The sequence below is a fragment of the Paenibacillus sp. FSL L8-0638 genome, from assembly GCF_038593075.1.
Classification (GTDB): Bacteria; Bacillota; Bacilli; order Paenibacillales; family Paenibacillaceae; genus Paenibacillus; species Paenibacillus polymyxa_D.
Map to the genome: position 1 here is coordinate 5,531,039 of NZ_CP151960.1, position 12,645 is coordinate 5,543,683.

Genomic DNA, 12,645 nt, shown 5'->3' on the forward strand with positions numbered 1-12,645 from the left:
GATATCACGCTTTCTGCAATTTATCGTTCATCTCTATACTCATAATCTTCCACTTGCCTGACTTTTTTTCTAATGTAAATAGAAGTCCTTGGTTTGACTCCTCTTCTTCTGAGCTACTCTTTACCAAAAACACCCGCTGATTAGCCTCATAAGCAATCTCTTTTACATTCAAGTCTAATCCTGTATAGTCCATAGCGGAAAAATCTATGATATCTTCAAAATGATTTTTCGGACTTGCTGACAACGCAGTGATTTCCGCCATTTCAGGCAAGTGTATCAAGAAGCGATTCATAAGATAATGATCTTCCAAATAATTTTGGATAATATCTTTAGGAACCGTAGGACATACAAATTTTTTATTTCCATTCTCGTATAGTACTTTTGTTTTTTCGGGTCCGCTGCTGTCGAATTTTTGATATGTTATTATCGTATGTTGTTGAGTATCCTGAAAACGGTAGTAACTCACATCCTCAAAAACACCATCTTTATTAATATCCTCCAGCTTCCTGATTCCTTGCCCTGTTGCTTCTGGATAATTGTAATTCAGGTTGCTAATTCGGTTATGGTCTAAAGTAAATATAGAAAATCCTTCGGCCTCATCCACTTCGCTAGTGGAATATACTACGATAAACTTTTGTTCTGTTTGATCCAGCTTCATGATCTTCATGTCTGTATTAAGATGTGCAACTATAATTGGGTCCTCTAATTTACCAATGATGTGATAGCCAGCATCCTCCCGGACTACAAATATGTTGTAAATCTCCTCTTTTTCTAATCCAAAAGCAAGCACATATTCCGGCTTTCCATCATGGTCCAAATCTTCTTTTATTATTTTTTGAAGCTGCTCATTTGGGGGTTGGATTTTCTTTATAAACTGATCTAATGTGTTAGAATCTATGGCGTTATTTTCATTTCTTTTATTAATCGGATTCACAATATTGCTATTCCGATCTTGTTTTTGAGCAGCAGACTCTGGTTCAGTCACAGCTTTTTTCTCTATCATTTGAGTGCTAGGTTTGATGGGTTCAACTGCTTGCTGCTTCTCATTCGTAGGTTGTTCAGAACATCCATTCAATAGCAGACTAAATAACAATATTAAAAATAGTATTTTATTTTGTTTTATAAAGTTGATTTCAAAAAACTCCCTTTTCACATTGTTCATTGCACGTTTATACGTTGTTTGCTTACGTATTGAATGATATTTTGAAGCGTTCGGTTGTGGCCTGTTTGATTAATACTCTTATCCAATTCAGGCAGGGTAGTGTACGTACTGTCCTTTTTCTGAAAGTAAATCCCCGCGACAGGGAGCGTTTCTATTCCGTGTGCATTAACTCCGGTGATATAATCAGCAATAATAACAATATCTGTACGTCCATCCTGATTCAAATCCTTAAAACTTACTGCCTTGATCCTGTCGATCATTCTACCGTTGTTACCATAAAATTCGGGGAAATCGTATAGTATCTTCTTTTCCGCATATTCGTCACTGTTAACTTCCAAAAAAAACTTTGCGTGTATCAGATCATTTGTTTCCTCATCTTTTAAAGTGGATATAAACTTTACTTCTCCCCATCCATTAAGAATGGTAGTAAATGATTGTTCCCTTTGAATAGTATATGGTTCTAGATCAGGGTCGGGCTGAGCATCCTCTTCTACATAATCAGCACTACGTTGCTGTTCTATGGATTTCTCCATATTATATTCTATGAAGATATTATTTACTTTTTCCGTTTCAGTATCCCACTGAATCCTCAAATGTAAGCCATTCTTGGAATAAAGCAGACTCCCATTTGTTACAATACTCGGTTTGCCATAGAGCTGTAGTACTTTGCCAAGGGTATCACCGATCTTCAAGCCTCTTTTTGTTTTAAACTTGGGATTCTCCAAACTCACGGCTACTAAATAGCTTTCACCATCCACCAGTTCCTCCCCTTCAAGTTCAATCTTAGATAAAACTACAAATCTTATTTCTGGCTCCTCATAGTTAGGATAGGACAGACTCCATCTTCTATATGTTCCATTCCCACTATTATATCCTCTATTGTTAGCTTCAAATCCTTCACTGTAACCCCACTTATGGATAAGTTCTTTAATATCCGTATTCTTATCAATCTTATGTGATCGATATGAGACCTCAAAGTCGTCGTCCTGAAGGGACTCCGGATCGGCAGAAGCAATATTCTGGGCTTTTTCGACTTTTTCACTTCGATAGTTCCATGTGCTCTCGTCTTTGACGCTAACTGTTTTCTCACTTTTATAATTATTGATACTTGTAGAACCGCACGCAGTTACTCCAAAAATCATTATAAGCATTATAATGCAATAACCGTAACTTGGTTTGTACACTTCTTTTCCTCATTTCGAATTGTGATTTATCTTTCACCGACGATACTCCACTCATTCGTATCATTTTTTCTGCTATCGTTACCATTTTGGGTAGGTTTAAATTTAAAATTAGGAAGCTTAATACCTTCGGATGCAGCAATTTTCTGAGTTACACTTTTATCAAGACTCAACAGATATTGTTCATAGTTAGAAGCTTCATTTCCACTAAATATATTGTATATTTCCCGCACATTTTCACCCCAAAGGTTATCGCTAGCGTATATTCCACATTCAACTCGCTTGGATTTCATTCTAATGATGGGCGTGAACCAATTGCAGTATTGAAAAACGTCCCCTTTGCCTGTAATACCACTTAATTTATTGTTTTTCACTACGGCTTGTCTAAATTCCTGACCATAGTATATATAGCCCAATATCTTTCCAAATACTAAACTATTGGCTTTCATTAAATCTTTGGCATAATTAGTTTCAGCACCATGCTCACCATCGGCCGCTCTATTTGTACTACTAGTGTTAAAACTGCCAGTTCCTTCTTGAATAATAATTGCTAACAAAAGACGGGGGTCAATCTGGATATGATACGTTTCTTGTATCTTTTTTGTAGCTTCCCACAAACCGTGTATCTTTTCCTGATTCCATTGCATTTTAGTGAATTTTAATGAGCGTCTTTTAAATGTTTTCTCAGCTTTAGAACTACCGTTATACTGGAATTCAGCAGGTATCCATTTTCCAGCCGGAGTCTTTACGTTCGTTTTTGTAGGTTCATCTTTCGATTCGGTGGTAACGGGTACTTCTGGTGGTGCTTTAGTACTCATATCAATCAGACCTAGCTTCTCGCGTATAGCTCGTCCCGCCTTCTCGGCAGCCAGCTTTTCCCTGATATCTCCACTTGCCTCCGCAGTCATCCAACGAACGGTTTCTTTTTGCATTTGCTCTTGAGCCCACTTGGGGAATGTGGCCATTTCGCGTAATTTGCTTCGAAGTCCTTCTGCCAGTTTTTGCGCTTTACGCATACCTACCTCGTCACCATTGACTTGAGCAATATACCAATCTTCTTTGTATTTACGCATCCAGGTCTGGGCCCAGTCTGGGTAATTTAGTTTTTGTTTCTTCTGCTCTGCCACCAGGTCAAAAGCCTTTGCTTTCCTGTGTGCATTAGCAGTTGTTAAAGCTTTCAACATAGGTGTTGCACCAAACGTTGGTTCTTTCCACTTCATATGCCTTCTCCTTTGTTAGGAATACTAGAAGAATCGTATCTCCGACATGCAGGTATCGTGATATTTGCTTCCTCGCTCTACGGCCTCAATCGTTATTTTCACGAAAGAGGTATGAATGGGGTTATCAAGAAATTCGTTGCTTATAAAATCATTATCTATCATCATGGTCTGCCCGTTTGAAAACTCTAGTTTCATTCGTTTAACTCTATTATTTGCTTGGAAAGCTTTGGATGACTTAGCTAAACCATTAATAAGCTCAAACCCCTTCAGTTCTTGCATAGAGCCGAAATCAATTTTGATCCACTCCCCGATCCCGTCTCCCTTAACCCCTTCGCACCAGGCTGTGCTCGCATCTCCATCCATGATGTTACGGGCAGCATAGGAGTTCCCTGCCTGATCTGGAAGTGTAGATGAAGCAACAATTTTCTGTGCCGGAATGCTTTTCCGATATTTCATCAAATCCGTTGTAGTTTGTATCCATTGTGTAGGGGACACGTTATAGCCTATCCTATGGAATACATTGGAGTATTTTATAGGCAGACCTGTTTGGATGTCTCGTTGTTGCATTTCACCCTTCGAGTTCAAATAAGCAACCCTGTGGTTATCCGAGGTTATAACAGGAGAGTTTGTGGCTTTCATTAATAACCTCTTCTCTCCTGTTCTGATATTGAGCAAATACGTCTTATCAAGATCGTAAGAAAAGAGCAGTAAATTATCGTTATAAAGCCACTGTTCAATCTGTATGCCGTCTAATCCTGACTTGATTTGTTGGATTAGCTTGTTCTTGGACAAGTCATAGATCAATATATTATGGTTACTATTGACAAGGGCAAATTGGTTACTGTCAGGTGAGAACACGGGAAGAACGAGATAGTGGCCATCGTTTAAATGTCCTAATGCTTTCGTTTTTTGCATCTGATTTATATAATAAAAAAAGGCAGCATCCTCTGTGTAAACACACTTCCGAAAGTCAGGAGACATAACGGCGTAGTCCCTATTCGGCACCTGAAATTCAGTTATTTTCTTTGTGGTAGACAGATCAAAGATTTTAATGATTAAATAATCCAAATCCTGCGATTCTCTACATAAAGCGATATGTTTTCCATCATCCGATAAACCAGCCAGATACAACTCATTTTCAGGATACGTTTCACCTTCACTTGCATGTAATTTACCTATAATGTCGTCTAAATCAATATAGGTATTGCCTGTAGGATCATCCATGTCAGCGAGATAATCCACAGGCATGTTTCCATTTTCCGCTTCAAAAAGCAACCAATTTACAGCCTTCTTTGCTGGAGGAAGTTTTTTAGACTGAGAGACAGAAGCATGAGTGTTCTTCCGCTCCTGTACTACTTTTTGGCCCTCATTCGATTGTATACACCCGCATAGCATGGAAAAGATCATGACGAATAACGCAATTTTACTTATCCATACCGCAGTTTTATTTCGCTTTCTACTGCTCATCACAATAACTTCAGCTCACCTATACAAGTATTGGGGAAATCCGTGCCATTTTTGACTTCTAGAATGGTAACTTTAACGAAAGATGTCCGTATAGGTTCATCGAACTTGAAGCGGGTGTCATTATTCTCAAGCACCACAGATTGTCCATCCGAAAAATCAAGTTTCATTTTTTGGATTGCATTTATGTCTAAATACTTATTGTTAACTCGTATAATACCGTCAACCATCTCCAAACCTCTGACCTCTTGAATTGAACCCAAATCTATAGTTACTGTTTCTCCTATTCCGCCTTCCTTCGTTCCTTCACACCAAGGGGTTAAATTATTATCGTCCGTTAAATTTTTCACATTAAAAGAATAGTTACTCTGATTAGGAAGTGTGGAAGAGGCCGTAACCTTTTTCACTTTGACCTTGTTGCTATATTTCATATAATTGGTTTTTGTTTCGATCCACTGTATTGGAACTACCCAGGTTCCTTCACCACTTACAATGGACGAAATATCTTCTTTTTTTCCACTAGCTACATCAATCATGAACATTTTTACAACCTCATCATCTGCCAGAACCAATTTTTTTTGATCTGGGGATAAAATAAAATCGCCCTCATTTTTAGTTATAAACTGTACTTTTCCAGTGTGTATATCTAGTGAATAAATATCGTTTATGAAAGTATTATCTTTTTTATAAGTGGTATAAATAAGTCGGTTCTCCTGATCCCATTGCATAATACTCGAGACATCAGTGCCTGCAAGCAGAAGCTTCGTACCACTATCACCGGATAGATCAAGCATTACGATCCCTGTCTGATCATCAACAAAACATAACTTGGTGTTATCCGGTGAAAACACTCCCTGAGCAATATTACTAACATCCGCTTTGCCTTTGTTAGTCTTCAATTCTGTAGTTTTTTTACTTATTGCATCATATAAATACAAACGTCCGTCCATTACGTATAGATATTTGCTTAAATCAGAAGAGATCACAGGATATTGAGCCGTTGGCGGCAATTTAAACTCTCGTTCTTTTTCTCCCGCGTCCAGATCGTACACTTCAATAATGAGCATCTCCTCTGGTTGCTCCCCATAAACATCTCTGATAATCGACATACGACTGCCGTCACTTGTTATTTCCCCAACATATACTTGTGAGCCACGATATTTTAGACGTTCTTCCCGAGTTTGCATGGTGTCAATCAGGTCGTCGATACGGATATTAGTTTCTCCAGCAGGATCATCTAAATTGGTTAAGAATTGAACTCGATCTTCTACGCCTTCTTGACCATTTAAAAGCCAACTTGCCTTCTTTTCAGTCCCCCTTGTAGCATCCTGATTTACCTTAACTTCATTACTTGATGGTATATTGGGGGGCTGCGAAGACGTAGCAGTGTCCCCTCCTGTGTTTGCGGTACATGCAGATATCAGCACTGAAAAAACAATAATTAAAACTGCTTTTATATAACGCATGATTTCTCCTCTCCGTTAAACTCTCAACAAAATCCTTTTGCCAGATCAAAAGCCCCTGCTTTCCTGTGTGCATTAGCAATTGTTAAAGCTTTCAACATAGGTGTTGCACCAAACGTTGGTTCTTTCCACTTCATATGCCTTCTCCTTTGTTAAGAATGCTAGAAAAGTCGTAGATCAGATATACATGTATCCTGATATTTCGTTCCACGTTCAACCGATAAAATAGTAAGTTTAATAAATGAGGTATAAATGGGTTCTTTAAAATTTTTGCGTGCGTTAAATTCATTCAATTCCAGAGAGGAGCCGTCTGAGAATTGCAACTTTAGTTTCTGAACTCGATTGTTTTCCCGATAACTTTTTTCAGACTTAGCATATCCATTAATAATTTGGATGCCATTTACCTTTTGTAAAGAGCCCAGATCTAATACTATTGTTTCTCCTTCCCCGTTGCCCTTCACGCCTTCACACCATGCAGTAGCTTTATTCCCATCCAGCAGATTTTGGGCATCATAAGACTGGCTACCTTCACTTAATAGAGTGGATGAAGCCTTGATTTGATGCACTTTTATTTCACTTTCATATTTAGAAAAGTCATTAGCGGTATAAAACCACTGCACAGGTGTTGCCATACTTCCATCAATTGTAGTGATGGGTGCAGCTTTACTTTCGAAGCCTGTATTTATATTCAGTTTATAATTGGACGGTGAGTCTAACTTTTCAAACCATAACTTCGACCCATCACGAGACATTAAAGGTCGCTCCATCCCTTTGCCTAAAAGGCGCTCCTCTCCATTACTTACATTTAACAGGTACGTTTTAGTTACTGACATAGAATCAAGGGAATAGATTATTTTATCTTTCTGAACCCATTGGTTAACTATCGCCATACCAGAATCTATATGGATTTTCTTAATGATTCTATATTTTGATACATCAAATATAACAATATTCTGCTGGGTGTCAGTAAAACAGAACTGGGTACTGTCTGGAGAAAATTGTCCTTGATTAATGTCATCTACATCTATAGAACTTCCATCTAATCGAATAGCTGTTGATTGATCAGTTAACGTGTCATATATATACGCTTTATCTTTTTTCTCATATAAATACTTAGTTAAATCAGAAGAAATTACTGGGTGGTTATAAGGTAACTGAAATTCATTTGCTTTGTTACCGGAATCTAAATCATAAATTTGTATTATTAATCTTGCTTCTTTAAATAAATCTAATACGAATGCGATTTGATTCCCATCATCTGTGATTCTCCCTACACTTATATAGGAATCTCGATATTTCTCTTTATCCTCCTTCGACTGTAGGAGACTAATCAGTTTCTCGGCACTTAAGAACCGTTCAACTTTTGAGCCTTCCAGCTGAACCAAAAATTCTGCTGGATCTTCTTTGCCTTCTTCTACGGTTAAAGCCCATTCTTTCTTGCTATTCTCTTTAACAAGCTCCGTTTTATCATTTTTATTAGCTGATTCCACCACTTCTGAAGTCATATCTACCGTTTTTGAAGAAAAGGAAGTAGGGGCTTTTTGAGAAGCATTACATGCTGACAACATGATTAAAAAAAGAATAATTAATATGTTTCTGATTATCTTCACTTTGTTCTATCCTTCCGATCAAGAATAGCTAGTCCTTTTATAGGATTAGGTTTTTCATTTAATGAATTCTTCACCACGCCTACTGAACTCAGGAATCTTACATACTCGTCTTTATGAAGCGTTATACAAGCTGTCGAAGTTGGTTTAGGCTTTTTATCAGCATTATAGCCCTGGTGTATATTTACACCTTCTGCTGTGCAATCCTTTTTTTGACTTCCTTTGGTTGCTGGAACTGGTGCACCATTCCGAATACGCAAAGCAGGATAAGTACTCAAATGCAACCCGCCTACAAACTCGTATACTCCATCTTTAACCGTTTTATACTTGCTCTCATAATCAGGAAGTGTGCTGGCATTTTTGCTTGTATACTTAATCTCGCCCTCTATCACCACAATAGTCATCGCTCCATATCGACCTTCTGGGTGATCGCGTTGTGCATAACTATAAGAACCATCCCCTTCAAAGAAAAACACAAGGGGTGCCTTATGGTTCGAGGACAATTCCTTTTGAACAATGCTGTTATTCGTGTAATCGTTTATTCTGTACAGAGCTCGAGCCTGATTACCTTTTATACCCTTACTGCTTATATACTTCTCAATCGTTTTCACCGCTACCAATCCATCTTTATAATCCTCGGGATCTAATGGCTTTGGTTCCTCCTTCGGCGGCTTTTCAGGAGTAGTCGGCGGCTTCTTACCCGGTTCCGTTTTCGTTGTTGGAGCTACTGGCGTTGCAGCCTTGCTAACCTTAGGCCATGGAAGAATACCATTGGCTACTTGATGCAGGTATACGGCCAGCACATCACGACCATATCCCTTATTTTCCAGGCCGTATTTTTTCGCAAAATCATGCAAAGCGGCGTTGAGCTCCTTATCCCAATCGCCTGTAGTTGGTAGCTTGTACGAGAAGCTGTCTGGATACTTCTTGGCAAGCTTGTTCAAATTATCTCTGGCAAGCAGGCTGTTCACGCCATACTTACTACGCAGGGCAGCCGCTTCCTTAGCAATAGCCTTTTGATCGGCAACATCAGCTTATGGGCCGCATCTGCGTATTGTCCGGACAGCTCCTCCAGCCGATTCGCATCCAGATAGGATTTGGCTGAATGACCACGAATCAGCTCGTTGATTAGCACGTTGTCACGCAGTTGGTTCGCGAGAAGATGCATCTGCTTTTGCTTGGCTTTGTCGTTGGCTCCATGCGCTTCCCACCACTGGGACGTGTATTCATGCATTTGCGCTCTGGCCCAGGCAGGCATACGATCTATTTCTGCCACCTGCTGACGCAATTGCTTGGCCTTGGCCGCTGCTTCCTTGGTCCCTTTTTTGTCCCCGGCTGCCACGGCTTTGTAGTAGTCCGTTTTAAATTGAAGCAGCAAATTCTGCACCCATTGCGGATACCCTTTTCCCTTCAATTCTTGAATCAGGGATTTATAAGCTTTCAGTTCGGCATCAGGCACCTGATTTTTCATGAACTTACTAGCCTTGATATGAAGTGCTCCATCGGTTCGGATATAGCTAGTTTTGCACGTCAGAGATATTTCGCGAGTAGCGTTCATTTGTACCTTTTTGCCGTGCAGTACTAGGTCTGTATCGGCGTGAAAGGTGAGATCGTGATGGCTGTACACATGAATACCAGATGCAGGATTTAAGCGTACCAGTATCTTGTCTTTCTGGGTGGAGAGGGCTAATTCCTTATCATCGAATCTCGCCACTTTTTGTGTTTTGGTATGAATTAGCTTTCTTGACGGTTGACTGATTTCATCTCCTTTGTAGTCTCTCTTACGCAGGGATTGAACTACACGAGCCTCCTTTTCATTGTTGGATGGAAAATACAAATGGACATGATCCCCCAGCTCAGGCATGCAATGCCAACCGATTCCATCTCCGGTATACATAGTGGGGTAAGAAAACCAGCACCCTTCAACTTTGGACTGCATGGAATCCACGGACAGATGAAGTTTAACGGATTCGTTTTCACTATTTAAATCAATAACTTTCCCTTCAATAGAGGTACCTTTGATTAACGGGTTATGTATAACCTCCCTAGGAATGCCTGCTCCCGGAACAAGAACGTAGCCATATGTCATAATGCCTTGCTTCATCTCTGCATGAATCTGATCAATAACCCAATGCTTTCGTCGAAACACGACCACATCTCCAAGTTCAAAACGCTTCGTATCCTCTACTTCAGCATATGTATACCGGGGGCCTGACTTTGTTTTTTGGAGGGAAAAGTTAATGCTGCGCAGTTCACCTTTCACCTGTTCTTTTGAGGCACCTAACCATAGTCTCGGGAACACGGACGTAATCTCGGCAATCAGTCCAGTTTGTAGATGAGAGGCCATTCTTTTCAGAAACTCCCAGTCACTCTCCCCATACTGAATAGTAAAGCCATCTAACTTTTGATTGCTGTCCGTCAGGTCGATAAAATCCCCATGTGGATAGGCATCTATGAGTTCGCGGAATAGTTGATAATATGTCAATTTGCCGTTTTGAAACGAACGGTTTTTCCGTTGTTGATCCATCAGATATGTAAAAGAGGCAGCCTCGATGTACATGTGATATACGCCATTTTTGAATGCAATTCTAATATTGGTGACGATTCCTTTAAAGATGCTAACTGTCCCTCGGTCTTCATCCATCTCATATACCTCTAGCACATCCTCATCATGTGCTAAACCGTCATACTTCGCATGGTCCTCATCCGGTATGAGAGCAGTAATGTACACCTTGCCGTGCTCATTTATCTTCTGTGTCAATTCAAAATCAAGCAGCCTGATAATCTCATACGGTGCATTTACTTTAATATTTCCATAAGTCAGCACAGTTCCTGCCAGTCCCATCTTACTCCCCCCGGTTGCTTTTCATGTGATGCAAATCCTACAATCTGTTAACTATTCCTGCCCGTCTGTGGTGAACGAGATTTTTCCACACCACATGCATAAGTTCGTGGAGCAGCTCATCAGAGCCGGAGATTGATCTACGTATACATCCTTTTTTCCATTCAACCAAGGCATAGAAACGCTCGGTTTGCAGGACTGCGGAATGATTTTTCCGGAATTCCCTTTGTTAGCAGAAGAAACTGCAGGATTATGCATACTACGGCACATTCCGAATGCAGGGATATGCGTCTGTGGATGAAAATCCTGAATATTCCCTTGCAGTTTGTCACCAATACTAATTCCCCTGTTAGCTGAAACACTAAATCTTCCCGTATGACTTCCATAGCTACAATGTATCTGTGCCCCATCCACTACATAGCTCTCACTCATTCTTGGACTCTCCTTTGTATAGATGGCCCCTCTGTATCGACCTTTTGTAATTTCAAGCCTGCCAGATTGAACTTCAAAATACATTCAGCCACATCAAGATCTACAATGATATGATGATTGGCATCCTGAACCCTGAATATTTTATGATCCTCTACTTTATATTCATCTAGAATGATTTTCTTCAGTGTACCGTCCCTATGATATTCACTGCGTGGTGATAAACACATCAGGCTAGGCGGATTTGCCAGCCAATACCTCGTTTGCTGCATTCGCTGCATATCGGCAAAAACAACTAACTTCCAGCTTAATCCGGCTTGATATATATCAAAGATTTCCTTTAGTTGTTCCGAAACGATGGGTAACGGATGCTCTATAAAATCAATATAGTCCGCATCACCTGATACATAAAATTGTAAAATAGATTCTTCATCGGCACATGATGAGCTTTCTGCCCATTCCAATAACTGCCTGCGATTCATCTCTACTGGATACATATACTCTGTAATACGATTATCCTGTTGAATTATGTAATACTCCATAAGCTGTTGAATACACCACCTCACTGATTCCTTTATACTCCCCTATTCTTACTTCCAAATCGTCCTCACATTTCAAGGCCTTGAATTCAGGTAAATGTACAGCCTGCTGAATAGCATCTTTCGCTAATTTCAGAATATATTGATGAAATTTCCCTGCAGCTTGGAGTACAAATCGCTCCACATCAGGCTGAAAAATCTTGTTCATATAAGGTTTTCGAAGCTGATTCAATTCATCCTCCAATTCTCCCAAAAAGCTGAATGCCCAGCCTGCATCATAGGCTCCATAACAAGGTTGAGGATCAAAGAACCAATTTTTATCATAGGCTTCGACGACATAGTTATAGTTGCGATCCATCAGATACGTGCGCCTCATAGAATAAGTAATGTATCCGATCCTTGTCTTGGCCACTTCTGAAGAATGGGCTTGCAGGCAGATTGATTGAAAGGATTGAATAAAAGAAAAAATGAGTTCCTCTTTTCTATGCTCATACAAAGACGCTGCCTGATGTAATTTCTGGTTCAATACATCTTCTGCATAGGTCTTAAGGAAGTGTTGTAGGGCTTCCTGTCTATTCATAATTCCACCTCTGAACCTATTATATAGAATCTTTACATGATATTACTGGTTCTATCCTCCTATTTTATTACACAATTTTCATATCATGAGATTACATATGAATTTATGAAAATAGAATGAATATAATCATATATTTTCGTGAATGTGTAATAATACAA

General features: G+C 39.6%; 9 protein-coding genes and 1 pseudogene. All 10 read right to left on the reverse strand.

What is annotated here, in order from left to right; genetic code table 11:
• Nucleotides 1–4 precede the first annotated feature (4 nt).
• Nucleotides 5–1,162 (reverse strand): hypothetical protein, encoded by a 1,158-nt coding sequence (locus MKY35_RS24695; RefSeq protein WP_342445074.1) that lies wholly within the window; start codon nucleotides 1,160–1,162, stop codon nucleotides 5–7.
• On the reverse strand, nucleotides 1,159–2,313 hold the full coding sequence (locus MKY35_RS24700; protein ID WP_342445075.1) for a hypothetical protein: 1,155 nt from the start codon (nucleotides 2,311–2,313) through the stop codon (nucleotides 1,159–1,161). Before MKY35_RS24700 ends, MKY35_RS24695 begins: the two co-directional genes overlap by 4 nt.
• 59 nt (nucleotides 2,314–2,372) lie before the next feature.
• Nucleotides 2,373–3,563 carry a hypothetical protein gene (locus MKY35_RS24705; RefSeq protein ID WP_342445076.1) on the reverse strand — a complete coding sequence of 397 codons (1,191 nt, stop codon included), beginning with the start codon at nucleotides 3,561–3,563 and terminating at the stop codon, nucleotides 2,373–2,375.
• 24 nt (nucleotides 3,564–3,587) lie between these two features.
• Nucleotides 3,588–4,838: a discoidin domain-containing protein gene (locus tag MKY35_RS24710; protein ID WP_342445077.1), complete on the reverse strand. Its 1,251-nt coding sequence runs from the start codon at nucleotides 4,836–4,838 to the stop codon at nucleotides 3,588–3,590.
• 191 nt (nucleotides 4,839–5,029) lie between these two features.
• On the reverse strand, nucleotides 5,030–6,493 hold the full coding sequence (locus tag MKY35_RS24715) for a discoidin domain-containing protein (protein ID WP_342445078.1): 1,464 nt from the start codon (nucleotides 6,491–6,493) through the stop codon (nucleotides 5,030–5,032).
• Nucleotides 6,494–6,651: 158 nt separating this feature from the next.
• Nucleotides 6,652–8,058, reverse strand: coding sequence for a discoidin domain-containing protein (locus MKY35_RS24720; protein WP_342445079.1), 1,407 nt, complete (start codon nucleotides 8,056–8,058; stop codon nucleotides 6,652–6,654).
• Between the two features lie 38 nt (nucleotides 8,059–8,096).
• Nucleotides 8,097–10,942 (reverse strand): annotated as a pseudogene (locus tag MKY35_RS24725) (phage baseplate assembly protein V).
• Between the two features lie 51 nt (nucleotides 10,943–10,993).
• Complete coding sequence (locus tag MKY35_RS24730; RefSeq protein WP_342445080.1) at nucleotides 10,994–11,371, reverse strand: DUF4280 domain-containing protein; 378 nt, start codon at nucleotides 11,369–11,371, stop codon at nucleotides 10,994–10,996.
• Nucleotides 11,368–11,910, reverse strand: a complete 543-nt coding sequence (locus MKY35_RS24735; protein WP_342445081.1) for a hypothetical protein — start codon at nucleotides 11,908–11,910, stop codon at nucleotides 11,368–11,370. Before MKY35_RS24735 ends, MKY35_RS24730 begins: the two co-directional genes overlap by 4 nt.
• The gene (locus MKY35_RS24740; protein WP_342445082.1) at nucleotides 11,882–12,487 is read right to left on the reverse strand and encodes a hypothetical protein; all 606 of its coding nucleotides are present in this window, start codon (nucleotides 12,485–12,487) and stop codon (nucleotides 11,882–11,884) included. Before MKY35_RS24740 ends, MKY35_RS24735 begins: the two co-directional genes overlap by 29 nt.
• Nucleotides 12,488–12,645 lie beyond the last annotated feature (158 nt).

Coding starts and splice junctions, on each gene's coding strand:
- MKY35_RS24695 (WP_342445074.1), bottom strand. CDS start 1,162: ATGAACAATGTGAAAAGGGAGTTTTTTGAAATCAACTTTATAAAACAA.
- MKY35_RS24700 (WP_342445075.1), bottom strand. CDS start 2,313: ATGCTTATAATGATTTTTGGAGTAACTGCGTGCGGTTCTACAAGTATC.
- MKY35_RS24705 (WP_342445076.1), bottom strand. CDS start 3,563: ATGAAGTGGAAAGAACCAACGTTTGGTGCAACACCTATGTTGAAAGCT.
- MKY35_RS24715 (WP_342445078.1), bottom strand. CDS start 6,493: ATGCGTTATATAAAAGCAGTTTTAATTATTGTTTTTTCAGTGCTGATA.
- MKY35_RS24720 (WP_342445079.1), bottom strand. CDS start 8,058: ATGTTGTCAGCATGTAATGCTTCTCAAAAAGCCCCTACTTCCTTTTCT.
- MKY35_RS24730 (WP_342445080.1), bottom strand. CDS start 11,371: ATGAGTGAGAGCTATGTAGTGGATGGGGCACAGATACATTGTAGCTAT.
- MKY35_RS24735 (WP_342445081.1), bottom strand. CDS start 11,910: ATGGAGTATTACATAATTCAACAGGATAATCGTATTACAGAGTATATG.
- MKY35_RS24740 (WP_342445082.1), bottom strand. CDS start 12,487: ATGAATAGACAGGAAGCCCTACAACACTTCCTTAAGACCTATGCAGAA.